This is a genomic window from Amycolatopsis sp. NPDC028719 (assembly GCF_055565395.1).
The window spans coordinates 217,178-242,921 of sequence record NZ_JBVHUL010000006.1; the positions used below are offsets into that span (position 1 = coordinate 217,178).

Below are 25,744 nucleotides of genomic sequence, written 5' to 3' on the forward strand. Positions count from 1 at the left end.
CCCGCGACGGGAACCCTGGACAGCGTCGCAGCCGGCCGTCACCCAGGCGTCGCGGAAACGTCCCCGTGGCCGCGAAAGCGAAAATTGCGGTATACCCGGAGCAGTGGATCAAAACCGGGCCGGGCTCGATCGGCCGCTCACCGCCGCGTTGTCCGCCCATCCCCGTGACCGGTTGGCCTACTCGGACGGCACGCGGACCGTCACCTACGGCCGGCTCGCCGACCGCAGCGCGGAGTACGCCGCCGCGCTCGGCGTGGCGCGCGGCGAGCGGGTGCTCGTCCACGTCGGCAGCCGGGTCGAGTTCGCCGAACACCTCCTGGCCGTGCTGCGCGCCTCGGCGGTCGGCGTTCCGGTCAGCTCCCGGGCGACCGAAGCCGAACTCGCGCACATCGCCGACGACTCCGGGGCGACCCTGCTCATCACCGAAAAGCGCCACGCCGAGCCGGCCCACCGGCTCGGCAAGAGCCGTGGCCTGCGGGTCGTCTTCGTCGAGGACCCGCCGAAGCGAACGGCACGACCGCCGAGAGACGACCTCGCCCTCGACGAACCGGCCTGGCTGCTCTACACCTCCGGCACCACAGGCCGGCCCAAGGGCGTCCTGCTTTCCCAGCGCGCGATGCTGTGGACGACCGCCGCGTGTTACGTCCCGATGTACGGGCTCACCGCGGACGACACCCTCCTGTGGCCGCTGCCGACCCACCACGCCTACGCCTTGTCGCTGGCCTTCGTCACGACCATCGCGGTCGGCTCCCACACCCGGTTCGCCGAAGGCCTTTCCGCGGAGCTGTTCGCCGCCCACCCCGGCTGCGTGCTGGCCGGGGTTCCGGCCACCTACCTGCGCCTGCGCCAGGAGCACGACGGCCCGCTGGGCACCCCGAGGCTGTGCCTGACCGCCGGTGCGCCGTGCACGCCGGCGGCGCGGACCGCGGCCCGGGAGCTGTTCGGCACCGACCTGCTCAACGGCTACGGGAGCACCGAGGCGGGCGGCAAGATCGCCGTGGAAACGCCCGGCACGGCCGGGCTGACCCCGGTGGGTGGGATCGAGATCCGGATCGACGAAGGCGAGGTGCTCGTCCGCGGCCCGGGACTGATGCTCGGCTACCACGGCCAGGCCTCACCCTTGCGCGACGGCTGGTACCCCACCGGCGACGCGGGCCGGCTCGAAGGCGGCCGGCTGGTGCTCGACGGCCGGGTCGACGACGTCATCGTCTGCGGCGGCCAGAAGGTCTACCCGACCGAGATCGAGGCGGTGCTCGAAGAGTCGCCGTCGGTGCGGGACGTCCTCGTCGCCGGCCGGCCCGACGACGTCGTCGGCGCGGTACCGGTGGCGTTCGTGGTCCCCGGGCCGGCCGGCTTCGACCCCGAAGAGCTGCGGCGGCTGTGCCTGAGCCGGCTGTCGCTGTACAAGGTGCCGGTCGCCTACATCGAGGTCGGCGAGATCCCGCGAACACCGTCGGGCAAGCCACGGCGCAACGTCCTGGCGAGCGCGCCGGAACCGCCGGACCTGGCCGCGGTGGTGCGGACCGAGCTGGTCGCCCTGTGCGGCCACGACGGCGGCGACGGCTGGCGGGACCGGCCCTTCACCGAGCTCGGGCTGTCGTCCCTGGCCGGGGTGCAGTTCCGGCACCGGCTCTCCGAGCTCACCGGCGTGGATGTCCCGCACTCGCTGATCTACGACTTCCCGACCCCTGGCGAGGTCATCGCCGAGCTGGCCCGGCTCGCCTCCGGCCAGGTGAGCACGCGAGCCCCGGCACCGCCGGCACCCGCCGCCGAGCCGATCGCCATCGTCGCGATGGCGTGCCGGTACCCCGGCGGCGTGCGCTCGCCGGAAGACCTCTGGCGGCTCGTCGCGGACCAGGTCGACGCCACCGGCGAGTTCCCCGCCGACCGCGGCTGGGACACCGCCGGGCTGTACGACCCGGACCCGGACCGGATCGGCCGGTCGGTGACGCGCCGCGGCGGGTTCCTCGACGGCGCGGGCGACTTCGACGCGGGCCTGTTCGCCATCTCGCCGCGGGAGGCGCTCGCGACCGACCCGCAGCAGCGGCTGCTGCTGGAGACCACGTGGGAGGCGTTCGAGCGGGCCGGCATCGACGTCGCGACGCTGCGCGGCAGCGACACCGGCGTGTTCGCCGGGGTGATGAACGAGGACTACGCGAGCCGGTTCACCACGCCCCACGAGCTCGAGGCGTGGCTGGGCATCGGCTCCTCGCACGCGGTGGCCTCGGGCCGGATCTCCTACACCTTCGGGCTGACCGGCCCGGCGCTCACCGTCGACACGGCCTGTTCGTCCTCGCTGGTCGCCCTGCACCTCGCGGCGAAAGCACTGCGCGCGGGGGAGTGTTCGCTCGCAGTCGCCGGCGGGGCGACGGTGATGGCGACCCCGCGGACCTTCCTGGCCTTCAGCCGCCAGCGCGGCCTCTCCCCGGATGGCCGGTGCCGGTCGTACGCCGCCGGGGCGGACGGCACGGCCTGGGCCGAAGGCGCCGGCGTACTCCTGCTGGAACGGCTGTCCGACGCGCGGCGGAACGGGCACCCGGTGCTCGCGCTCCTGCGCGGCACGGCGGTCAACGCCGACGGCGCGTCGAACGGGCTGACCGCCCCGAACGGGCGCGCGCAACAAGCCTTGATCGCGACGGCCCTTTCCGACGCGGGGCTGACCGCGGCGGACGTCGACGCCGTCGAAGGCCACGGCACCGGCACGTCCCTGGGCGACCCGATCGAGGCGGAGGCCCTGATCGCGGCGTACGGCCGTGGCCGGGACGGCGACCCGCTGTGGCTCGGCTCGGTGAAGTCCAACGTCGGGCACACCCAGGCCGCCGCCGGGGTCGCCGGCGTGATCAAGATGGTGACGGCGCTGCAGCACGAGCAGCTGCCGCCGTCGCTGTACGCGAACGAGCCGAGCCCGCACGTCGACTGGTCCGGCGGCGGGGTGGCGCTGCTCGACACGGCCCGGCCGTGGCCGCGCGCGGACCGGGTCCGCCGGGCCGGGGTGTCCGCCTTCGGGATCGGCGGCACCAACGCGCACGTGATCGTCGAAGAGGCGCCGGCCCCGGAAGTCCCGGCGCGGCATCCGTTCCCCTCGGCGCCGTGGCTGCTCAGCGCGGCCGACGACGAAGGGCTGCGGCAGGTCGCGGCCCGCCTGTCCGGGGCCGCCGACACGGTGGATGTCGCCTACACCCTGGCCCGCCGGACGCCGCTCGCGCACCGCGTGCTGGTGCCCGCCGGGAACCCGGCGGCACTGCGGGCCGTCGCCGAAGGCCGGGTGCGCGGCCGGACCGTGCGCGGCGGGACCCGGCTGGCCCTGCTGTTCAGCGGGCAGGGCGCGCAACGCGCCGGCATGGGACGGGAGCTCGCCGGACTGTTCCCGGTGTTCGCCGACGCGTTCGGCGAAGCGTGCGACGCGGTCGGCGGCCCGGTGCGCGACATCGCGTTCGCCGGGGGCGAGGCACTGGACCGCACGGACCACGCGCAGGCCGCGTTGTTCGCCTTCGAAGTCGCCCAGTTCCGGCTGTTCGAGTCCTGGGGGCTGCGGCCGGACGTACTGGTGGGGCACTCGATCGGCGAGCTCGCCGCCGCGCACGTCGCCGGGGTGCTGTCCCTGGTGGACGCGGCGACGCTCGTGGCCGCCCGCGGCCGGCTCATGGCCGCCTTGCCCGGCGGCGGCGTGATGATCGCCGTCGAAGCCGCCGAAGCGGAAGTGGCTCCAGTGCTGGGTGACGGTGTCGCGATCGCGGCGGTCAACGGCCCCCGGTCGGTGGTCCTCTCCGGTGACGACGGCGCGACGACGGCCCTCGCCGCGCGCTTCGGCGGCGGGACGCGGCTGCGCGTGAGCCACGCCTTCCATTCGCCGCTCGTGGAACCGATGCTCGACGAGTTCCACGACATCGCCACCGGGCTGAAGCACCACCGGCCCTCGGTGCCGCTGGTGTCGGGCCTGACCGGACGGCTCGTCGACGAGATCGAGCCCGGCCACTGGCGGCGGCACGCCCGCTCGGCCGTGCGGTTCGCCGACGCCCTCGTCACGATCACCGCACCCGGCCCGGTGATCGGCCTCGAAATCGGCCCGGCGCCCGTGCTGAGCCGCTCGGCGGCCGACGCGCTGCCGGTGACCGCGACGACGATGTCGGGCACCGGAGTGCTGGCGGCGGCGGGCGCGGTCCACACCGCGGGGATCCCCGTCGACTGGCGGGCCGTGTTCGCCGGCAGCGGTGCGCGGGTCACGCCGGTGCCCACCTATCCGTTCAAGCGCAGCCGGTACTGGCTCGACCCGCCGTCGCCGTCGCTCGAGCCGGCCGGCGGCGACCACGCGGTCCTCGGGCCGGCTCTCGTCGCGCCCGACTCGCCGCGGGTCGTGCACGGCGGCTCGCTCGGCGTCCGCCGGCAGCGGTGGCTGGCCGACCACGTCGTCGGGGGAGCGGTCCTGGCGCCCGGCACGGCGTTCGTCGACCTGGCCCTGCACGCCGGTGGGGCGGCCATCGAGGAGCTGACGATCGAAGCGCCGCTGCGGCTCGACGCGGCCGACGACGTCCACGTCCAGGTCGTCGTGGACGGGCCGCGCATCGACGTGTACGCCCGGCGTCCGGCGGAGGAGCACTGGCGGAAGCACGCCTCCGGGCGCCTGCGCCCGCGCGGCGCCCAACCGGGCGGCCGGACCGGGGAATGGCCGCCGCCCGGCGCGGTGGAAGCGGACGTCGCCGACGCTTACCGCGCGCACGCCTACGGACCTGCTTTCCAAGCCGTGCACCGGTTGTGGACGCGGGACGACGAGTTCTTCGCCGAGGTGGACCTCGCGCCGGACGTCGGCGGGCGCTTCGAGCTGCACCCAGTCCTGCTGGACGCGGCCGTGCACGCGACGGCGCTCGCCGAGGGGGCGGCGGCCGAGCCGAGGGTGCCGTTCCTCTGGAGCGGTGTCGAGGTCTACGCGCCCGGTGCGCGGCGGGCGCGGGTGCACGGCGTCCGCCTCGGCGCCGGCGCCGTCCGCGTCGAGCTGTTCGGCGAAGACGGGCTTCCGCTGGCCCGAGTCGAGTCCCTGACGACGCGGCCGATGGCGCCGCGGGATACGATGCTCTACCGTCCACAGTGGATTCCGATGATCCCGGTCGCGGCCGGGGAACCGGTCCGGGTGGTGGAAATCGAACCCGGCGACGTCCGCACGGCGACCGGCCGGGCGCTCGCCGTCCTCCACGACTGGCAGGACCGCGGCGACCGGCTCGTCCTCGTGACCCGGAACGCGACCGGGCCGGTCCCGGACCTCGGCGCCGCGGCGGTCTGGGGTCTCGGGTGCGCGGCGGCGGCGGAGTACCCCGGCCGGATCGGCATGGTCGACCTGGAACCCGGCTTCCCGGTGGATCGGGTGACCGGCCTCGCCGGCGGCGGCGAGGAGCCGCAGATCGCCGTCCGCCAAGGGAAGCCGCACGTACTGAGGATCGCGCGGACGGCGCCGTCGGACGGCCGGCCGTTCGGTCCGGAAGGGACGGTGCTGATCACCGGCGGGACCGGCGCGCTCGGCCGGGCGCTGGCCCGGCACCTGGTGACCGCGCACGGCGTCCGGCACCTGCTGCTGGTGAGCCGGAGCGGGCCGGCGGCCCCCGGCGCGGAAGAGCTGCGGGCCGAGCTCGGGGCGAAGGTGCGGATCGTCGCCGCCGACGTCGCGGACCGGGCCACCGTGGCGGCGCTGGTCGAGAGCTGCGACCCGCCCCTGACGGCCGTCGTGCACAGCGCGGCCGTGGTGGCCGACGGCGTCCTGGCTGCACAGACACCGGAGCGCCTGGACACCGTGCTGCGCCCGAAGGTGGACGCGGCGCTGGTGCTCGACGAGGTGACCCGCCACCTGCCGCTGACCGCGTTCGTCCTCTTCTCGTCGATCGCCGGCGTGTTCGGCAAGGCGGGGCAGGCCAACTACGCGGCCGCCAACCGGGCCCTGGACGCGCTGGCGTGCCGCCGCCGGGCGGCGGGACTCCCCGCGTTGTCACTGGCGTGGGGGCTGTGGGACCTGGGCACCGGTCTCGGCGACCGGATCTCGGCCACGGCTCGCCGGCGGATCCACGCGTCCGGCGTCGAAGCGCTCACCGCGGAGCAGGGTCTGGCGTTGTTCGACGCGGCGCTCGGATCCGGCGAACCGGTGCTGGTGCCGGCCCGGTTCGACCCGGCGGCTCCGACGGCGCCGCCGGCCGCCGGCGCGCGCGCCGCCGCACCGCGTCCCGGCTGGCCGGAGAACCCGGCCGGACCGGAACTGCGCGAGCTGGTGCGCGCGGAGGTCGCGGCGGTGCTGGGCCACCCGGACGCCGCGGTGATCGCCGACGACCGGCCGTTCCCCGAGCTCGGGTTCGATTCCCTCACGGTGATCGAGCTGCGCACCCGCCTCGCCGGGCTGTCGGGAACCGACCTGCCGGCCACGGTCGTCTTCGATCGGCCCACGGTCGCCGAACTGGCGGGCTACCTCGGGGAGCGGTCGCGTGGCTAGTCGGCGACGATGCGGTGGCGCAGCTGCTCGAGCGTCTTGGTCAGCAGCCGGGACACCTGCATCTGCGAGACGCCGATCCGCTCGGCGATCTGGCTCTGCGTGAGCTCTTCGACGAACCGCATCTCGATGATCGCGCGTTCCCGGGGCGGGAGGTTCGCCATCGCGGCCTGCAGCGTCAGGTGGTCGTCGGCCTTGCTGTACGGGGATTCGTGGTCGGCGAGCTGGTCGGCGACCGTGACGTGCTCGCCGCCGCGGGCGGGGGCGTCGAGGGACGCCGGCTTGTAGGCCTCCGCGGCGAGGAGTCCTTCTCGGACGGTCTCGACATCGATGTCGAGGTGCGCCGCCAGCTCGCTCGGCGTGGGGGAGCGGCCCAGGTCGTGGGCCAGCTCGCCGGTCGCCCGGGCCAGGTTCTGCTGCAGCTCCTTGAGTCCGCGGGGCACGCGCATCGACCACGCGGTGTCGCGGAAGTGGCGGCGGACCTCGCCCATGATGGTCGGCACGGCGAAGGACAGGAAGTCGCGGCCCTTGCCCGGGTCGAAGCGGTCGACGGCGTGGATCAGGCCGGTCCGCGCGACCTGCACGAGATCGTCGAACGACTCACCGCGGCCGCCGAAGCGCTTGGCGATGTTCTCGGCGAGCTCGAGGTGCTCGGTGATCAGCCGGTCGCGCAGGTCGGTCCGCCGGGGGTCCTCTGCGGACAGCCGGTTGTGTTCGTCGAACAGCGGAACGCAGTGGGCGAACTGGTTGGTCCGCCGGGGCGTGGGCGCGACTGGTGTCGCCGTGGGTCTCTCCGGTGCTCTGACTGCCATGGTGCCCACATACCCAAAGCTGTCCTGAATCACACGAACCAGTGATGGGGACGCCGGGCATTGGTGCACTCGGAGTAACGGAGGTTCAGCGGGCCGGCGGTCAGCTCACGGCGCAGGGCAGCGTTCCCGCACGCAGGGCGTGGCCGCCGTCGTTCCCGTCGTCCGCCCACACCACCGCCTTGCGCCCGGCGGAGCACGTCGACGGCGGGGCGATCGCGAACCCCTCGTTGTTGTAGTCGGGCATCTTCGCCGGCCGCGCGTAGGTCGCCGACACCGTGAACTTGCCGCCGACGATCTTCAGCGTCGCCGACCTGCCGTCGCAGGTGTCGTCGCAGACCGACCAGAGGCTGCCCGTCTCCGGGTCGAACTCCAGCTCCATGACCTGGGGAAACCCGGACGCGATGGTCGCCACACGGGTGAACCCGCCACCCGCCTGGTCGAGCGCGTACGCGTAGATCTCCCCTTCGTCTTCGAGGCCGACGAAGTACAGGCCGGTGCCGTGGCCGGCGTAGGACGCCGGGTCGTAGGGCGCCTTCGTGTGCTCGTCGCGGAAGCCGCCGGCGGTCAGGAAGGCGTCCGGGACCCAGGTGATGCCCTCGAAGCCGCCGTTGTCGCCGACGCCGGGGAGGTCGCCGGTGAGGTCCCACTCCGCGACCGCGTCGAGCGCCTTCGCGGGCGAGCCGGTGTCGAACCGCAGCACCTTCAGCAGGCTGCCGTCCTCGTCGTTGTCACGCTCGGTAGCGGCGAACACGCCGTCCGGCGTGGCCACCACGCCCTCGGCGTCCGGGTCGCCGCTGCCGCCCCGGTAGTGCAGCTTCTTCCCGGACGGCCAGCCGCTGTCCGGGGTCCAGGTGCTGCCCTGGCGGACGAGCCGGTACAGGGTGCCGGGGCCGTTCTTGACCGCCCACAGCACGTCGGCGCCCTCGAACGAGAGCCCACTGAGGTTTTCGCCGAAGACGCCGGCGGAGTCGGCGACCGTGACGGCCGGATCGCCGGGCCACTTCGCCGCCGCGGCGGCCTGCGCGCTGCCGGGTGCGGCGAGCAGCGCCGAAAGAAGGAGTGCGGGGGCGACGAATCGAGGGGAGATGCGCACGTCGAGCTCCTGAAGGCCGAAGGGGCGGGCGGCGCGGCGTCGTCAAGAATGATCTTGACGCAGGCGACTGTACCCATGGCGGGCACCGGGCACATCCTCCGAACGGACTGGGCCGTTCGAGATCGGTCGCCACCCCTTCGCCGTGCGGGTCGTGCGCCGACCCATCATCCACTGTGGACTGAAAGCGCTTTCGACAACGTGGTCGAATCGCCCGATACTTTCGCGAAGGTGGCCGAGCCGTTACACTCCCGTGCTGGGAGCGCTCCCAGGTCGACTGTCCCTGTCGTATTTCTCCAGGAGGTCGGTATGACCCGGCGTTTTCTCCGGGCGCTCGTGGTCGGCTTGCTCTTCGCCGCCTGCTTCGTCGCCCTGCCGCACACCAGAAGCACCGCAGCCGCCGCGCCCACGCGGATCATGGCCCTCGGCGACTCCATCACCGGTTCGCCCGGGTGCTGGCGCGCGCTGCTGTGGAAGCACCTGCAGGACACCGGCCACGCCGACGTCGACTTCGTCGGGACGCTCCCCGCCCAGGGCTGTGGCTTCACCTACGACGGCGAGAACGAAGGCCACGGCGGGTTCCTCGCCACCGGCATCGCGCGCGACAACCAGCTGCCCGGCTGGCTCTCGGCCAGCCGTCCGGACATCGTCCTGATGCACCTCGGCACCAACGACGTCTGGAACAACCTCCCGGCGAGCACGATCCTCGACGCCTACACCACGCTGCTCGGCCAGATGCGCGCGAGCAACCCGGCGACGAAGCTCGTCGTCGCGAAGATCATCCCGATGAACCCGGCCAACTGCGCCGCCTGCGCCCAGCGGGTGGTCGACCTGAACGCCGCCATCCCCGCCTGGGCCCAGGCGCACAGCACCGCCGCGTCGCCGATCACCGTCGTCGACCAGTGGACCGGGTTCGACACCGCCGCCGACACCACCGACGGCGTGCACCCGAACGGCACCACCGGCATCCAGAAGATGGAGAGCCGCTGGTACCCGGCTCTGGTCGCGGCCCTGCCCACCGCCACGGCGGCCGCGGGCCTGCACGTCAGCGGCACCCAGGTCGTCGAAGCGAACGGCGCGGCCTTCGTGATGCGCGGCGTGAACCACCCGTACGCCTGGTACCCCAGTCAGACCGGCGCCTTCGCGGACATCAAGTCCTTCGGCGCCAACACCGTGCGCGTGGTGCTCGGCAGCGGCCAGCGGTGGGGGCCGACCTCGGCGGCCGAGGTCGCGAACGTCGTCTCGCTGTGCAAGCAGTCCCGGCTGATCTGCGTGCTGGAAGCGCACGACACCACCGGCTACGGCGAGGAGAGCGCGGCCGCGAGCCTGGACCAGGCCGCGAGCTACTGGATCAGCGTCGCCAGTGCCCTCAAGGGCCAGGAGAACTACGTCGTCATCAACCTCGGCAACGAGCCGTTCGGCAACAACCAGCAGGTGAGCGCGACCTGGGCGAGCGCGACGAGCAACGCGATCACCCGGTTGCGCGGCGCCGGCCTGCAGCACCTGCTGATGGCCGACGCGCCGATGTGGGGTCAGGACTGGCAGAACATCATGCGCGACAACGCTGCCTCGGTGCTCGCCGCCGACCCGCAGCACAACACGGTGTTCTCCATCCACATGTACGGCGTCTACGACACCGCGGCCGAGATCACCGCGTACTTCGACGCCTTCCGCACCGCCGGCCTGCCGCTGGTGGTGGGGGAGTTCGGGAACATGCACACCGACGGCAACCCCGACGAGGACACGATCATGGCCCAAGCACAGTCCCGGGGCCTCGGTTACCTCGGCTGGTCGTGGAGCGGCAACAGCAGTGACGTCGGCTACCTCGACCTGGTCAACAACTTCGATCCCGCCAGTTTGACGGCCTGGGGAGAGCGCTTTCTGAACGGTGCGAACGGCGTCCGCCAGACCTCGAAGGAGGCCACTGTCTACGGCGGAGGCACCACGGACACCGTGGCGCCGACGACACCCGGCACGCCGTCCGCCTCGGCCGTGACGGCCACCGGTGCCACGCTGACCTGGAGCGCTTCGACGGACAACGTCGGCGTCACCGGCTACGACGTCCTCCGGGCGACCGGAAGCGGCACGTTCGGCCAGGTCGGCTCGACCGGCTCGGCCACGTTCAGCGACACCGGCCTGACCGCGTCGACGACCTACCGGTACCAGGTGCGGGCCCGCGACGCCGCCGGGAACGTCTCGGCGAACTCCGCGGCCGCCACGGTGACGACCAGCGCGGGCGGTGGCACCGGGACGTGCAAGATCGGCTACTCCGCGCCCGCCTGGGGCGGCGGCACCGGGTTCACTGCCTCCGTAACCATCACGAACACGGGCCCGAGCACGCTCACCGGCTGGACCCTCGCCTTCACCTACCCCGCCGGCCAGCGCGTGACCCTGCCCGGCTGGGGCGCCGACTTCGCGCAGAACGGCGGCGCGGTCACCGCCACCAACCTGGCCTGGAACGGCACGCTGGCCCCGAACGCGTCGACCGGCATCGGCTTCAACGGCACGTCCAGCGGGTCCAACCCCGCGCCGGCCTCGTTCACCCTCAACGGCAGCACCTGCACGACCGGCTGAGTCCGTCCACTTCAGACAAGGAGAGCAGCATGTTCGCGCTGAGTCGCAGGCTGATCGTGGGCGCGGTGGGCGTCCTGGTGGTGGGGCTGACCCCGGCCACCGCGGCGGGGGAGACCGCGCCGACGTTCGACAAGCTGAACCGCGGGGTGGTGAGCGTCCACACCGCGGCGGGGAACCAGGTCGGCTGGCGGCTGCTGGCCGACGACCCCGCGGGCGTGACGTTCGCCGTCTACCGGGACGGCACGAGGGTGACCCGGACCCCGGCCGGTGGGCCGACCGGCTTCCTGGACGCCGGCGCTCCCGCCGGTGCCCAGTACACCGTGCGCGCCGTCGTCGGCGGTGTCGAGCGGATGTCGGCCTTCGCCGCCGAGGATTCGCTGACGCTCGACGCCACGGCCGCGGCGAGCACCCGGGACGTCCCGATCCAGATTCCGCCGTCCGGCACGACGCCGTCCGGGGAGAGCTACACCTACAGCGCCAACGACGCGAGCGTCGGCGACCTGGACGGCGACGGCCAGTACGAGCTCGTCCTGAAGTGGGATCCGGGCAACGCCAAGGACAATTCGCAGTCGGGCTACACCGGGAACGTCTACGTCGACGCCTACCGGCTGGACGGTACCCGGCTCTGGCGGATCGACCTGGGCCGCAACATCCGCGCCGGCGCGCACTACACGCAGTTCCAGGTCTTCGACTACGACGGCGACGGGCGGGCCGAGGTCGCCATGAAGACCGCCGACGGCACGCGGTCCGGCACCGGGCAGGTCATCGGCAACGCGAGCGCGGACCACCGCAACTCGAGCGGCTACATCCTTTCCGGCCCGGAGTTCTTGACGATGTTCAACGGTCAGACCGGGGCCGCGATGTCCACCGTGAACTACGACCCGCCGCGCGGCACCGTGTCGTCGTGGGGTGACAGCTACGGCAACCGGGTCGACCGGTTCCTCGCCGGCACGGCCTACCTGGACGGCTCGCACCCGAGCCTGATCATGTCCCGCGGCTACTACACCCGGACCGTGATCGCGGCCTGGGACTTCCGGGGCGGCGCGCTGACCGAGCGGTGGAAGTTCGACTCCAACTCCGCCGGCTCGCAGTACGCGGGTCAGGGCAACCACCAGCTGGCCGTCGCGGACGCGGACGGCGACGGCCGCGACGAGGTCGTCTTCGGCGCCATGACGATCGACGACAACGGCAGTCCACTGTGGAACACCCGGCTCGGTCACGGCGACGCCCTGCACGTCGGCGACCTGATCCCGAGCCGGCCGGGCCTGGAAGAGTTCAAAGTGGACGAAGACACCTCGAAGCCGGCCGCCTGGATGGCCGACGCGAAGACCGGGCAGGTCATCTGGCAGAACGCGTCGTGCTCCTGCGACAACGGACGCGGTGTGTCGGACGACGTCTACGCCGGCAGCCCCGGCGCCGAGTCGTGGTCGTCCGCGGTGTCCGGCCTGTTGAACACCAGCGGGCAGAACATCGGGCGCAAGCCGTCCTCGGCGAACTTCGTCGTCTGGTGGGACGGGGACGCCCAGCGCGAGCTGCTGGACGGCACCCACATCGACAAGTACGGCACCAGCGCCGACACCCGGCTGCTCACCGCGTCCGGGGTGCACGCGAACAACGGCACGAAGAGCACCCCGTCGCTGCAGGCGGACCTGTTCGGCGACTGGCGGGAGGAGGTCGTCTGGCCGACGTCGGACAACCGGGCGCTGCGGATCTACTCGACGACGGACCCGACGAGCATCTCGCACGTCTCGCTGATGCAGGACCGCCAGTACCGGGAGGCGGTGGCGTGGCAGAACACCGCGTACAACCAGCCGCCGCACCCGAGCTTCACCCTCGCGAGGTAAGCGGAAATCGAGGTGGCGACGTAGGCTGACGCGCCGGCGGGAGCGCGACAGTGGTGGTGCGGATGGGCGAGACGCGGGCGGCGGCCCGGGACACCGCGTGGTCGCTGGCGGCCAGGGTGCTGGACGAGCTGGACGGGCTCACCGGCGCCCTGGTCGCCGTCATCGTCGAGCAGAACCCGGGCTACCAGGTGGCCGACGTCGTGCCCGGCGACGACCTCTGGCGCTCCTGCCACGACAACCTCCGCCGGGTCCTGCAGCTGATCGGCCGCGGCGCGGGGACCGACGAAGACCTCTACGACGCGGCGAAGGAGACCGGACGGCGCCGCGCCGAACAGCAGCTCCCGCTGGACGACGTGCTGCGCTCGTTCCGGATCGGCGGCCGGCTGGTCTGGCAGGCCCTGACCGAGAAGGCCCGGGCGACCGGGTACGTCAACAACGAGGCGATGCTCGACCTCGCGACCCGCGTGTGGGAGGTCGTCGACGCCACCTCGGCCCAGGTGGCACTGGCCTACCACGTGGCGGAGCGGAGCTTCGTCCGCGCGGACGAGCAGCGGCGCGCGTCGCTCTGGGAAGGGCTGCTGCAGGGCCGGGCGGCCGACGCGGGGTTCGCCTACGAGGCCGGCCGGGCGCTGCGCCTGCCGATTTCCGGGCCCTACGTCGTCGTCGCGGCCGCGGGTCCCGGCGACACGGCCTTCGCCGAGCCGCTGGGCTCCGCGCTGGAGGACCTCGGCTCCGCGTCGGCCTGGCAGTCTCGCGCCGACGTGCTGGTCGGCCTGGTTTCGCTGCCGGGCCGCGAGGTGGCGGCCGCCGTCGACGCGATCGGGTCCGTGCTGACCGTGCCGGCCGGCGTGTCCCTGGTCGTCGACGGGCTGGCCGCCGTGCACACGGCGTACCGCCAGGCGGTGCTCGCCATGCGAACGGTGCCGCCGGGCCGGGCCGATGTGGTGTGCCTGGCCGAACGGCTGCCCGAAGCGCTGCTGCTCAGCTCGCCCGAGCTGACGGAGTCACTGCAGCAGAACTGGCTGGGTGGCCTGCTGGACCTGCGTTCAGTCGAGCGCGGCCCGCTGCTGGAGACCCTCGCGACGTGGGTGCGGACGGGCGGCTCGGCGACCCGTTCGGCACAGGCGCTGCACTGCCACCGCAACACCGTGCTCAACCGGATCCACCGGATCGAAGAGCTGACCGGCCGGCCGCTGACCGGCGGCGACCTGGCGCTGGAGCTCGCCCTGGTCGTCCGCGCACTGCCCTTCCTCCCGCCACCGCGCGTGCCATGACCGGCACCCGCTGTGCACACTGCACAACGACACTAGGCCAAATGTAGGCACTCAGATCCTTCATTCGGTGGCGTGATGTGTGTAACACTCCGGCCCGGCGGTGCTCAGGCCCGCGCTTCTCCCACACCGTCGTTCGAGAGGTCCCAGCCGCTCATGCCCGAACAAGACCCTTCCCTCCCACCACCCGGGTCCGAACCGCGCTCCATGGCCCGTCGCCGCTTCCTCGGTTTCGTGCTCGCCGCGCCGACGCTCGCCGTCGCCGCGCAGGTCGGCGGCGCGGAGCTGGCGCCGAGCAAGGCCGCCGCCGCGATCCCGTCGCTGCCCCAGCCCGAGGACATCTTCGACCTCGGCGACCTGCAGAACCTCGCCGCGCTGCCGACGTCCGGCCTGATCAGCGTGCAGATCGGCGCCGACGGCCGGGCCGCGTTCGCCGTGCCGCGCGCCGAGGTCGGCCAGGGGATGACCACCGCCGTCGCGATGATGATCGCCGAGGAGCTCGACCTCCCGCTGGACAAGATCGACGTCACGCTGGCCGACGCGCGGCCCGAGCTGCTGATGAACCAGCTGACCGGCGGCTCCAACTCGATGCGCAGCATCTACACGCCGGTCCGGACCGCCTCGGCGATCGCCCGGCAGCGGCTGATCGCCGCCGCGGCCGCGAAGTGGGGCGTGCCGGCGTCGCAGCTGACGACGTCCGGCGGCGTCGTGCGCGACTCCGGCGGCCGCACGGCGAGCTACGGCTCCCTCGCCAAGGCCGCCGCCTCCGCCACCACGATCAGCGTCGCCGCGACGCTCAAGCCGCAGTCGCAGTTCAAGGTCCTCGGCACGCCGCAGAACCGCCTGGACGCCCACGCCGCCGTCACCGGCCGCAAGCAGTTCACCCTCGACCTCGACGTCCCGGGCGCCCTCCCGACCATGGTCGCGCGGCCGCCCACGATCAACGGCACGCCGCGCGCGATCCTCAACGCGGCCGAGGTCGAGGCGATGCCCGGGATCACCGACGTCGCCGCGATCTCGCACGGCGTCGCGGTCCGCGGCCGCACGTTCGGCCAGTGCATCGACGCGATCCGGGCGCTGAAGGTGACCTGGGGCGCGGGCACCGTCGACGGCGAGTCCGACGCCACCGTGCTCAAGAAGCTCAAGGCCGCGCAGCTGCCGATGGCCGTGCCCGGCCTGCTCGACCAGTACCTCGACGCGGAGTTCACCTTCGCCGCCGCCAGCAACAGCCCGCTGGAGACCGGCTCCGCGATCGCCGACGTCCGCGCCGACCGCGCGGAGATCTGGTCGTGCCTGAAGGTGCCGATCGTCGCCCAGGAGGAGATCGCCAAGCTGCTGGGGCTGCCGCAGGACGCGGTCACGGTGCACGTCACCCAGGGTGGCGGGTCGTTCGGCCGGCACCTGTTCCACGACGCGGCGGCCGAAGCGGCGGAGGCGTCGCAGAAGATGGGCAAGCCGGTCAAGCTGATGTGGTCGCGCACCGACGACTTCCGCCAGGGGCGCATCCACCCGATGTGCGTCTCACGGGTCCGGGCGACCTACCTGCTCGGCAACGTCATCAGCTTCGAACAGCGCCACACGAGCGTGCAGACGGAGTTCAGCCACGGGCTCGGCGAGATGATCACCTCGACCGCGGCGAAGCTGCCGATCGCCGGCAACCTCAGCTTCGCCGAGTCGATCTTCCTGCTGAGCCAGTCCTCGCCGTACAACTTCGGCGTCACGACCCAGCTGCTCAACGAGATCCCGCTGAAGTTCAACACGGGCAGCATGCGCAACATCTACTCGCCCAACGTGGTCACCGCCGAGGAGCTCGTCGTCGACCAGCTGGCGAAGAAGTTCGGCAAGGACCCGGTCGCGTTCCGCCGCGAGTTCCTCAAGGACGACCGGCTGCGCGCCGTGCTGGACAAGGCCGTCCAGGTGGGGAACTGGGGCCGGAAGATGCCCGCCGGTACCGCGCAGGGCATCGCGCTGCACGCCGAATACCGCGGCGCCGTCGCGGTGCTGGTGGAGATCGACTGCCGGCCGGAGACGGTCAACCGCAAGGTCCGCGACGGCGTCACCGGCCCGCGCGTGACGAAGGCGCTCGTGGTCGTCGACCCCGGCTTCGCGATCAACCCGCGCGGCCTCGAGGCGCAGATGATCGGCGGGCTCAACGACGGCATCGCGATGTGCCTCACCTCCAGCATCCACATCAAGGACGGGCTCCCGCTGGAAGGCAGCTGGGACAACTACTTCTACACGCGCGAGTGGAACACCCCGCCCGAGACACAGGTCGTGATCATGCCGAACACCTCGTCCAGCCCCAGCGGCGCGGGCGAGCTCGCGGTGGCGCCGTCGTTCGCCGCCGTCGCCTGCGCCTACGCCCGCGCGGTCGGCAAGATGCCGACGTCGTTCCCGATCAACCACGGCACGCTCTCCTTCGAGCCCCTGCCCGTGCAGCCGTCCACACCGCCGTCGCCCACCGACGGCCTCGACCACGCCTACTAGGAGCGCGCCGTGCCACAACAAACATTCAGGGTCAACGGCCGCGTGGTCACCGTCGACGCCGACGACGACCTCCGGCTGCTCTGGGTCCTGCGCGACCTGCTGGGCATCAACGGGCCGAAATACGGCTGCGGGCTCGACGTCTGCAAGGCGTGCACCAGCCACATCAACGGCAAGGCGTTCAACCCGTGCTCGGTGCGCGTCGCCGACATCAAGGACACCGACGAGATCACCACGATCGAAGGCCTGCCCGCGACGGTGGGCAAGGACCTGCACCCGATGCAGGAGGCGTGGCTGGACCTGGACGTCGCCCAGTGCGGCTACTGCCAGCCGGGCCAGATCATGGCGGCGGTGGCCAAGGTCCGCCAGGCCCGCGCGGCGGGCCGGGACATCACCGACGCCGACCTGGACGAAATCCGCAACATCTGCCGCTGCGGGACCTACGCCCGGATCCGCGAGGCGGTGAAGGCGGGCGCGGAGAAGATGTGAGCCGGTGACCGAAGGGTCGACACGGCGGCGGTGCCGTGTCGACCCTCCAATCACGTGAGTCGGCTCTTCAATCACGCGTGCTGACCCTTCGGTCACGCCGGTTTCGGGTGATCCGGCCCTCATCGGACGCGGGCGGCTCCGGCCGGGCGGACGGCTCTCCTCTAGCGTGAGGATCCGCGGCGGGCCCGCCGCCCGCGCCTAGCACGTCTGGATCCCTCGTGTTCTCCGTTCTCCCCGCCCGGCCCGCCTGGCTGTCGCCGAAGGTCGCGCGCACCGAGATCCTCGCCGGCCTGGTCGTCGCGCTCGCGCTGATCCCGGAAGCCATCTCGTTCTCGATCATCGCCGGGGTCGACCCGAGCATCGGCCTGTTCGCCTCCTTCACCATGGCCGTGGTGATCTCCGTCGTCGGCGGCCGCGCGGCGATGATCTCCGCGGCCACCGGCGCGATCGCGCTCGTCGTCGCGCCCCTGGCCCGCGAGCACGGCCTGGGCTACCTGGTCGCGACCGTGATCCTCGGCGGGCTGTTCCAGATCGTGCTCGGCTCGCTCGGCGTCGCGAAGCTCATGCGGTTCGTGCCGCGCAGCGTCATGGTCGGCTTCGTCAACGCGCTGGCGATCCTCATCTTCCTGGCCCAGGTGCCGGCGCTGATCGACGTGCCGTGGCCGGTCTACCCGCTCTTCGCGGCCGGCCTGGTGATCATGGTGTTCTTCCCGAAGCTCACCCGGGCGGTGCCGGCGCCGCTGGTGGCCATCGTGGCGCTCACCGCGCTGACGGTGGCCGCGGGCATCAGCGTCCCCACGGTCGGCGACAAGGGCGCGCTGCCGTCGTCGCTGCCGGTGCCGGGCCTCCCGGACGTCCCGTTCACCTGGGACACGCTGACGCTGCTCGCGCCCTACGCGCTCGCGTTCGCGCTGGTCGGCCTGATGGAGTCGCTGATGACCGCCAAGCTGGTCGACGACATCACCGACACCCGCTCGAACAAGACCCGCGAAGCGATCGGCCAGGGCATCGCCAACGTCGTCACCGGGATCTTCGGCGGCATGGGCGGCTGCGCGATGATCGGCCAGACGATGATCAACGTCCGGACGGCCGGCGCCCGCACCCGGCTCTCGACGTTCCTCGCCGGGACCTTCCTGATGATCCTGTGCATCGTGTTCGGCCCGGTCGTCTCCGACATCCCGATGGCCGCGCTCGTGGCGGTGATGGTGCTGGTCGCGTTCGGCACCTTCGACTGGCACAGCATCGCGCCGGCGACGCTCAAGCGGATGCCGGCCGGCGAGATCACCGTCATGGTCGTGACGGTCGCGATCGTGGTGGCGACGAGCAACCTGGCGATCGGCGTGGTCGCCGGCAGCATCACGGCGATGGTCATCTTCGCCCGCCGCGTCGCCCGCCTGGTCGACGTCACCGCGGCCGGCGACGGTTCCCGGGTCGTGTACACGGTGACCGGCGAGCTGTTCTTCGCCTCCAGCAACGACCTCGTCTCGCGGTTCGACTACGCCGGCGACCCGGACAGCGTGGTCATCGACCTCACCGCCGCCCACATCTGGGACGCCTCCACCGTCGCCGCCCTGGACGCGGTCACCGCGAAGTACGCCGACCGCGGCAAGTCCGTGCAGATCACCGGGCTGAACGCGCCCAGCGCGACCATGCACGGCCGCCTTTCCGGCGAGCTCACCGGGAGCCACTGACCGCCGCGGCGTCGATGCCCAGCAGCGCGACGAAAGCACTCGCCGCCGGGGTCGGGTTCGCCGCCGCCCAGACGACGTACTCGACGCGGGCCGGGGCGTCGGTGATCTCGATCGCCACCACGCCCGTCAGCTGCGGCGCGTACCCGGACGGCAGCATCGCCACGCCCAGGCCCGGGCCGACCAGCCGCGCGATGTAGTCCGCGCTGGTCACCTCGTAGGCGACCGCGCGGTCCAGGCCCGCCGCCGCGAACGCCTGATCGGACTGCGCCCGCCCGGCCGTGCCCGCCGGGAGGTCGACGAACACCTCCGACGCCAGCCGCCGCAGTTCGACCGTCGTTTCGCCGGCCAGCGGGTGGTCCGGGGCCACCACCGCGATCAGGTTGCCCCGAGCCAGCTCGTGCACGGCGACGCCGCTCGGGCGCGCCGTCGTGGGCAGGCCGAGGAACGCCACGTCGAGGACGCCGTCGCGGACCTGTTCGATCAGGTCGTCGCTCGCGCCGACCCGGAGGCTGATGCGCACCGGCGGGAAGCGGTCGTGGAACTCGCGCAGCGCGGCCGGGACGTCGGCCGCGGTGACGGTGGGGATCAGGCCGACGGCGAGCCGCCCGCGCACCTCGCCCACCGCGGCCGCGACCTCGGCCGCCGCGCGCTCCGCCGCGTCGAGGCACTGGCGCGCGGCCGGCAGGAACGCCTCGCCCGCCGGGGTCAGCCGCACCCGCCGGCTGGTCCGGTCGAACAGCCGCGCGCCGAGCTCCCGCTCCAGCCGCGCGACCTGGTGGCTCAGCGCCGACTGGACGACCAGGCAGCGCTCGGCGGCGCGGGTGAAGCTGGTCGTCTCGGCGATCGCGACGACGTACCGCATCTGCTGGAGTTCCACCCGGCCATCTTGGATCACGATCGCTGCGGTGACCAACATGTATTGGACTCATCAATCGCTCTGCGCTGGAATTTCGGTATGACAAGCCAGCTCGTGCGCGAAAGCCGCCACGTGGACCTGCCGCGCGTCGCGCTCACGGCGTTCGCGCCCGCCGTGTGGGGCACCACCTACGTCGTCACCACCGAGTTCCTCCCCGCCGGGCATCCGCTGTTCGCCGGCCTGCTCCGGGCTCTTCCGGCCGGGCTCGTCGCGCTCGCGCTGACCCGGAAGCTGCCGCGCGGAGCGTGGTGGGGGAAGGCCGCCGCGCTCGGCGTGCTCAACATCGGCCTGTTCCTGCCGCTGCTGTTCATCGCCGCCCAGCGGTTGCCCGGCGGGGTCGCCGCGACCCTGGCCGCCGCGCAGCCGCTCGTGGTCGCCGTCCTGTCCGTGGCCGTGCTCCGTGAGCGACTGTCGGGGTGGCGGCTGGCCTGGGGCGTCGTGGGGATGGCGGGGGTCGGGCTGGTGGTGATCGGGCCGGCCGCGGCCTTCGACGGCGCCGGCGTCGCGGCGGGTCTCGGCGGCGCGGTCACGATGGCGCTCGGCGTGACGCTGACGAAGCGCTGGGGACGGCCCCCCGGGGTCGGCCCGACCGCGTTCGCCGGGTGGCAGCTCACCGCGGGTGGCCTGTTCCTGCTGCCGCTGACCGCTCTCGTCGAAGGCGCACCACCCTCGATCGACGGCGGCGCCGTGCTCGGCTACGTCTGGCTCGGGCTGGTGGGCGGGCTGCTCGCGTACGCCCTGTGGTTCCGCGGCGTCACCACGCTGCCGGTCGCGTCGGTGGCCGTGCTGGCGCTGCTGTCGCCGCTGGTCGCGGCCGTCCTCGGCGCGGTCGTCCTGCACCAGACGCTCGGCCCGGTCCAGCTCGCCGGGTTCGCACTGGCGCTGGCCGCGCTCGTCGCCGGCCAGCTCCCCACCCCGTTCGTCAGGAAGGGAAATCCCTCGTGAAGATCGCCATCGTCGGCGCGGCCGGCATGGTCGGCTCCCGCGTCCTCACCGAAGCCGCCGGGCGCGGCCACGACGTCCTCGCGATCGTGCGGACGCGCCGGCCCGATGTCCCCGATGTCCCGGTCGTCGAGGCCGACGCCGGCGACCCGGAGCGGATGGCCACGCTGTTCGCCGGTGCCGACGCGGTCGTGGCGGCGGCGCGTCCCGCACCGGGTGAGGAGCACACCGTGGCCGCCACGACGACGGCGTTGCTGGACGCGGCGGGCACCCGCATCCTCGTGGTCGGCGGCGCGGCCCCGCTCCGGGTCCCCGGTGGCGGCCTGGTGCTCGACGACCCGCGGTACGTCCCACCCGAGTACCGCGCCATCGCCTCGGCGAGTGCCGCGCAGTTCGACGTGTGCCGCGCGCACCCGGCCGACTGGGTCTACCTGAGCCCGCCGGCGGTACTGGAGCCCGGATCACGCACCGGGGTGTATCGCCGCGGCACCACGACGCTCCTCGTACGACCGGACGGAAGTTCCCGCATCTCGGCCGAAGACCTCGCCGCCGCGGTCGTGCACGAGCTCGAGAACCCGGGCCCGGACCGGCACTTCACGGTCGGCTATTGAGCTTGGTTTCGCACCGGACGAGCGGCGCGGCCTCGGAGCCGGAAGCAACGCAGTCGACGCCCTTCCCGGGCCCGGGAACAGGGTAGGCGAAGACGGTCGGCGCATCGCTGTCCCGGCCGACGGAGAACTTGACGACGGTCGGCGTCCGGGAACCGTTGCCGTGCAGGGTTTTCGAGTAGTACGAGGTGTGCGGGCCGATGGTGGTGCTCGTGCCTTCGCCATCGTCGTCCAGTTCGCGCACGTTCAGCACGTAGTCCCCGGAGGTGTACTTGCCCTGGCCCTCATGCCCGGCTTCGGCCGGCGTCGCACTGACGACCTCCGGCGCGACGGGGTCGGCGGCGGTGGCCATCACGGTGGCCCCGACGGTGACGACAGCGGCCGCGACGGCGGTGACTCCGGCCCTTCTGGTGCGCAACTCCATGCGTGCCTCCCTCGGTCCCTCTTCACGATCAAGCTAGGGGAGCCAGGGGTCGGTCACCTCGGCCGAAGGTACCGGGGGCCTCGTCCTTTCGGCCGAGGTTCGGTGTCTTGGCGTGAACTGGGGGCTCTGGTCCGCTGCAGCTTGGGGCTGCCGGATGCTCCGGGCGTCGGTGACGCCTCGAGGTCGCGCACCTTTGCAGAGGTCTACGTGGTCGAGTTTTCAAGATGCGGCTTCGCCGGGGCGTGGGAAATCGGCGCTTCTTGTCCTTGCTTGCCGCTCGGTGCCGGAGCGCCGATTCCCCATGCAACGGTGTCCTCGCCGAGGATGGACAGGGAAACGGTGTGGCAAGCGGATGCGGTGGCCTTGGCCGACCGCATCTCCGCACTGCTCACTGTTGCGCGGTCTGCCGAGGCCGAGATCGGTTCTCTGCTCGCCGAACCGGACGAGACTGAACCGGCCATGCCCAGTCGCGAGTTGTCGTTGCGTCGTAAGAGAGCCGGGTTTTGGGAGTTGAACGGCTGTTTCGATGACGAGACCGGCGCCCGCGTCAGCGCCCTGCTGGACGCCTTTTCCGACGTGATCGACTTGGCTTTCAATTCCCCAGACCTGCCGATGCAAGCCGGTGAGCGAGCCCATGTGATGGTGGCGGTGTCGTTGGCGGACCTGAAGTCGGGCATCGGCCAGGCCATGCTCGGCGACACCGCAACCACCTCCGCTGCCGGTCCGGCCGCCTTCGGCAACACCGGCACCACCACGCCTGCTACCGGTCTGGCCGCCCTCGGCACCATGCCCGAGCCCAGCCTCGGCCGGGCCCTCTTCGGCGACCTCGGCACCATCTCCGCCGCCGAAGCCCGGATTCACGCCTGCGACTGCATGCTCATCCCCGCCGTCCTTGGCACCAAGAGCGAGCTTCTCGATCTCGGCCGCCACCACCGCCTTGTCTCCACCCCACTCCGCCGCGCGCTGTACCTGCGCGACCGCGGCTGCGCCTTCCCCGGATGCCACCGCCCACCCCGCCACTGCCAAGGCCACCACATCCGACACTGGTCCGATGGCGGCCCGACCGAACTCGGCAACCTGGTTGTGTGCGCTCACCACCTCCGGCTCCTGCACCGCTCGGGTTGGCAAGTCCGCATCGCCGCCGACGGCCTACCCGAATTCCTGCCACCGGCGTTCCTGGACAAACGCCGAAAACCCCGGCGCAACAACCTCCACCAACCACTGCCATTCGCGGCATGAACAAACGGGGTAGGGCCCGCAGCCAACCGGCTACGGGCCTACACCCACGCCTGAAGCAGGAGAGCCAATGACCGGAACTCCGGCCAAGCCGTACAGGTTCCTCCGTTCGCAGACTGTGGCTCCCACGATTACCGAGGTCGGAGCTGCCGAAGCCGGACGTCCGGCTCTCCGATCAAGCTGTACCGGCTCGCCAGCCCCGCAGGCGGGGGCCACGATCACCTAGGCCCGAGCTGTCAAAGCCGGACAGCGAGCACTCCGACCCAACCGCGCCAGCTCGCCCGCCTCCGGCCCGCGACCCCGACCACCCTTCAGGCGCCACCGGCCCCAAAAGGCGACCGCCTGCACGCGGAGTCGGACCCCGGTCACCAAGCGACGTGACGGCATCGGCAAACGGGCGAAAGTGAACTGCTGATTACCCAGAGATACAACCGTGATCGGCCACGAAGATCGCATAAGCGCATTTCAATGCATGCCGCAGAAAATCCGGAACAACAACGCCGGACGTGGCGTGATCAATGGACGGAAGCCTCGTCGGTGAATTAATTTCGGTTACATCAACCACTCCGCTTCACTCGATCGTGTAAAGGCATCGAGGGAGTAAGCGCCACGGATAGGCGGGAAGTGATGATGGCGGTAGGGTCCCCGCGGCAGGGCAACCCGAACGGATGATCAGCTCTTCGGCTGCCGGTTTATGAAGGAAAGAGAGAATTGGACTTCGACGCACTGGCCGCCGAGCTGCGAAATCTGCGGGACAGCGTGGCGGGGGTGACCGGGACCGTGCTCGCCGCGGTCGATGGGATACCGATCATCGCCGACGCGGACGACTACATCGATCCGGCGAAGATCTCCGCGCTCGCCGCGGCTGATCTCGGGATCGCTCGCCAGGCCGCGGAAATGACCGGCAAAGGCACGCTCAGCCAGACCGTCGTCTTCGGGAGCGATGGCTACATGGCCGTCTACGCCGTGGGCCGGCTGGCGTTGATGGTCGTCCTGGGGGACAAGGGCCTGAACGTCGGGCGCCTCCTCTTCGAGTCCCGGCCCGTCATCGAGCGGATCGGGACGATCCTGGCCGCGTAGCAAGGCAGTTCAACGGAAAGGTTGCAGGATGATGATGAACATCGATACCGCACTCAAGGAAGCCATGTCCATCGCCGGCGCCGTCGGGGTCGCGCTGGTCGACTACGAAAGCGGGATGTCGCTCGGCACCAGCGGTGGTGGTGAGTGGCTCGATCTGGAGGTCGCCGCCGCCGGCAACACCGAGGTCGTGCGGGCGAAGCTGCGGGTGATGTCCTCGCTCGCGCTCAACGACACCATCGAGGACATCCTGATCACGTTGCACCGCCAGTACCACCTGATCCGCTTGATCAACACCTCGCGGAACTCGCTGTTCCTGTACCTGGTGCTGGACCGGGAGCGGGCGAACCTCGCGCTGGCCCGCCACTACCTCAAGCGCATCGAATCCGACCTGCAGGTGTAGCTCGGGGGAGGAGAGGGGGATGACCGGAGGCGGCTCCCGCGCCGCACTCGTCATCGGCACGGCGTTGATGCACGACCTCGGTTCGTTGTTCCCGGTCGCGATGAACCTCGCCGGCGACGAGCTGGCGTTCACCTTCGTGTCGTCCTGCCCTTCGCCCGACGCCGTCGAGGAGTGGGTGCGGCTGCGGTCGGGCGCCGTCGTGGCCGACCGGGTGCTCCGCTTCTCCGTCGACGCGGACGGCAGGCGGATCCGCGTCGAGCTCGCCGGGACGCCGGTCCGGGCGCTCGTCGTGCTCGCGGCCGACGTCATGGCGGCGGCGGTGAACGCCCCGCGCCTCGGCCGCTGGCAGGACCAGATGCCCTGCACCCTGCAGGTCGCGCTGGACGAGCTGGCCCGCGTCCTGTCGCGCTGCCACCACCGTGCGGGCGGCGCCGAGCCGCTGATCGACCTGGACCTCGCGTACCGGCCGGACCGCGACTACGAAATCCGGCTGGCCGGGGCGCACGAGCGGGTGCGCCCCTTCATCGCACCGGTCCGCCCGGTGCTCGCGATGCGCTGGCGCTCGACGACGTCGGCGCAGCGCAAGGCGATCCTCGACGAGCTCCCGGACGGCGCGCCCGCCCGCGGCTGGCTCCGCCGCCGGCGCACCGTCCGGATCATGGGACTGGAGATGGAAATCTCGTCCTGACCGGCCGGGTCCGCCGCCGCGCGCGTTCCGGGCGTGCGGGCAAATAATGCTGGCACCTCCTTCGAAGCGGCGGTAACTGTTGTTCGAACGCCTGGACGCAATCGTTTTACGATGGTTTCATCGGCGCCTCTGGGCAGCAGCGAGCGCAGCCGTTGTGCCGGGGTGGCGACCAGGCGGGCGTTTCTCAAGCCGATCCCCAGCCAGGCACGTAAGGTGCTCGTCGTGACGACGTCTCCCGATCCACCGCTCGCTCCGGACGAGCTGGTCGCCGCCGGCGGCGAACGCGAGGTGCTGGAAACGTTTCTGGACCTGTACCGGGGCATCGTCGTCCGGAAGGTGTCGGGCCTGTCGGCGGAGGCGGCGCGGCGCCGGCTGGTGCCGTCGGCCACGACGCTCGCCGGGCTCGTGCGGCACCTGGCGTCGGTCGAGCGGGAGTGGTTCGCCGGCGTCCTGGACGGGCGGCCGGCGGACGTGGCCGACGACGGCTGGAGCGTCGACGACGTGACCGACGTCGAGACCCTCGTCGAGGACTACGAACTCGCCTGTGCGGAATCCCGGCGGGTGGCCGCGCGGTTCGCGCTCGACGGCACCGTGCCGATGCCCCGGCTCGGCCGGGTTTCGCTGCGGTGGATCTACGTGCACCTGATCGAGGAGACCGCGCGGCACGCCGGGCACGCGGATATCCTCCGCGAGCAGATCGACGGCGCCACCGGCTTCGAGGGGTGACCAGGG

Annotated in this window: 18 protein-coding genes; 14 read left to right on the forward strand and 4 right to left on the reverse strand. The window is 72.1% G+C overall.

All coding sequences use genetic code 11. The annotated features are described in order from the left end of the window. Positions 1-103: 103 nt before the first annotated feature. On the forward strand, positions 104-6,466 hold the full coding sequence (locus tag ACZ4TR_RS28920; RefSeq protein ID WP_465290148.1) for an SDR family NAD(P)-dependent oxidoreductase: 6,363 nt from the start codon (positions 104-106) through the stop codon (positions 6,464-6,466). Here ACZ4TR_RS28920 and ACZ4TR_RS28925 read toward each other — a convergent pair. Both ACZ4TR_RS28925 and ACZ4TR_RS28930 read right to left on the reverse strand, forming a co-directional pair. After that, the gene (locus ACZ4TR_RS28925; RefSeq protein ID WP_465290150.1) at positions 6,463-7,275 is read right to left on the reverse strand and encodes a SigB/SigF/SigG family RNA polymerase sigma factor; all 813 of its coding nucleotides are present in this window, start codon (positions 7,273-7,275) and stop codon (positions 6,463-6,465) included. The two genes, ACZ4TR_RS28920 and ACZ4TR_RS28925, sit on opposite strands and share 4 nt — an antisense overlap. 100 nt (positions 7,276-7,375) lie before the next feature. Then, the gene (locus tag ACZ4TR_RS28930) at positions 7,376-8,368 is read right to left on the reverse strand and encodes a hypothetical protein (protein WP_465290152.1); all 993 of its coding nucleotides are present in this window, start codon (positions 8,366-8,368) and stop codon (positions 7,376-7,378) included. A gap of 306 nt (positions 8,369-8,674) precedes the next feature. On the opposite strand from ACZ4TR_RS28930, the gene ACZ4TR_RS28935 reads away from it, so the two are divergent. The 6 genes from ACZ4TR_RS28935 to ACZ4TR_RS28960 all read left to right on the forward strand — a co-directional run bounded on the left by ACZ4TR_RS28935 (position 8,675) and on the right by ACZ4TR_RS28960 (position 18,718). Further along, positions 8,675-10,939, forward strand: coding sequence for a cellulase family glycosylhydrolase (locus ACZ4TR_RS28935; protein WP_465290154.1), 2,265 nt, complete (start codon positions 8,675-8,677; stop codon positions 10,937-10,939). Between the two features lie 29 nt (positions 10,940-10,968). Further along, on the forward strand, positions 10,969-12,783 hold the full coding sequence (locus tag ACZ4TR_RS28940) for a rhamnogalacturonan lyase (RefSeq protein WP_465290157.1): 1,815 nt from the start codon (positions 10,969-10,971) through the stop codon (positions 12,781-12,783). Positions 12,784-12,845: 62 nt separating this feature from the next. Then, the gene (locus ACZ4TR_RS28945) at positions 12,846-14,057 is read left to right on the forward strand and encodes a PucR family transcriptional regulator (protein WP_465290159.1); all 1,212 of its coding nucleotides are present in this window, start codon (positions 12,846-12,848) and stop codon (positions 14,055-14,057) included. 204 nt (positions 14,058-14,261) lie between these two features. After that, positions 14,262-16,541 carry a molybdopterin cofactor-binding domain-containing protein gene (locus ACZ4TR_RS28950; RefSeq protein ID WP_465290161.1) on the forward strand — a complete coding sequence of 760 codons (2,280 nt, stop codon included), beginning with the start codon at positions 14,262-14,264 and terminating at the stop codon, positions 16,539-16,541. 9 nt (positions 16,542-16,550) lie between these two features. Further along, complete coding sequence (locus ACZ4TR_RS28955; RefSeq protein ID WP_465290163.1) at positions 16,551-17,027, forward strand: (2Fe-2S)-binding protein; 477 nt, start codon at positions 16,551-16,553, stop codon at positions 17,025-17,027. Between the two features lie 218 nt (positions 17,028-17,245). Next, positions 17,246-18,718 carry a SulP family inorganic anion transporter gene (locus ACZ4TR_RS28960; protein WP_465290165.1) on the forward strand — a complete coding sequence of 491 codons (1,473 nt, stop codon included), beginning with the start codon at positions 17,246-17,248 and terminating at the stop codon, positions 18,716-18,718. On the opposite strand, the gene ACZ4TR_RS28965 is transcribed toward ACZ4TR_RS28960, so the two are convergent. Continuing rightward, the gene (locus ACZ4TR_RS28965; RefSeq protein ID WP_465290167.1) at positions 18,702-19,595 is read right to left on the reverse strand and encodes a LysR family transcriptional regulator; all 894 of its coding nucleotides are present in this window, start codon (positions 19,593-19,595) and stop codon (positions 18,702-18,704) included. The genes ACZ4TR_RS28960 and ACZ4TR_RS28965 overlap by 17 nt on opposite strands. 78 nt (positions 19,596-19,673) lie before the next feature. On the opposite strand from ACZ4TR_RS28965, the gene ACZ4TR_RS28970 reads away from it, so the two are divergent. After that, positions 19,674-20,579 (forward strand): EamA family transporter, encoded by a 906-nt coding sequence (locus ACZ4TR_RS28970; RefSeq protein ID WP_465290169.1) that lies wholly within the window; start codon positions 19,674-19,676, stop codon positions 20,577-20,579. Next, positions 20,576-21,187: an NAD(P)-dependent oxidoreductase gene (locus ACZ4TR_RS28975; RefSeq protein WP_465290171.1), complete on the forward strand. Its 612-nt coding sequence runs from the start codon at positions 20,576-20,578 to the stop codon at positions 21,185-21,187. Before ACZ4TR_RS28970 ends, ACZ4TR_RS28975 begins: the two co-directional genes overlap by 4 nt. Here the strand turns inward: ACZ4TR_RS28975 and ACZ4TR_RS28980 are convergent. After that, the gene (locus ACZ4TR_RS28980; protein ID WP_465290173.1) at positions 21,171-21,608 is read right to left on the reverse strand and encodes a hypothetical protein; all 438 of its coding nucleotides are present in this window, start codon (positions 21,606-21,608) and stop codon (positions 21,171-21,173) included. The two genes, ACZ4TR_RS28975 and ACZ4TR_RS28980, sit on opposite strands and share 17 nt — an antisense overlap. A gap of 324 nt (positions 21,609-21,932) precedes the next feature. Between ACZ4TR_RS28980 and ACZ4TR_RS28985 the strand changes: the two genes are divergently transcribed. The 5 genes from ACZ4TR_RS28985 (at position 21,933) to ACZ4TR_RS29005 (ending at position 25,738) form a co-directional block, all read left to right on the forward strand. Then, on the forward strand, positions 21,933-22,847 hold the full coding sequence (locus ACZ4TR_RS28985; protein WP_465290175.1) for an HNH endonuclease signature motif containing protein: 915 nt from the start codon (positions 21,933-21,935) through the stop codon (positions 22,845-22,847). Positions 22,848-23,555: 708 nt separating this feature from the next. Further along, positions 23,556-23,924 (forward strand): roadblock/LC7 domain-containing protein, encoded by a 369-nt coding sequence (locus ACZ4TR_RS28990; protein WP_086674354.1) that lies wholly within the window; start codon positions 23,556-23,558, stop codon positions 23,922-23,924. 34 nt (positions 23,925-23,958) lie between these two features. Continuing rightward, the gene (locus ACZ4TR_RS28995) at positions 23,959-24,324 is read left to right on the forward strand and encodes a hypothetical protein (protein WP_284741636.1); all 366 of its coding nucleotides are present in this window, start codon (positions 23,959-23,961) and stop codon (positions 24,322-24,324) included. A gap of 19 nt (positions 24,325-24,343) precedes the next feature. Next, positions 24,344-25,012, forward strand: a complete 669-nt coding sequence (locus ACZ4TR_RS29000; RefSeq protein WP_465290177.1) for a hypothetical protein — start codon at positions 24,344-24,346, stop codon at positions 25,010-25,012. A 222-nt stretch (positions 25,013-25,234) separates the two neighbouring features. Next, positions 25,235-25,738, forward strand: coding sequence for a DinB family protein (locus ACZ4TR_RS29005; protein ID WP_465290179.1), 504 nt, complete (start codon positions 25,235-25,237; stop codon positions 25,736-25,738). Positions 25,739-25,744: the final 6 nt, after the last annotated feature.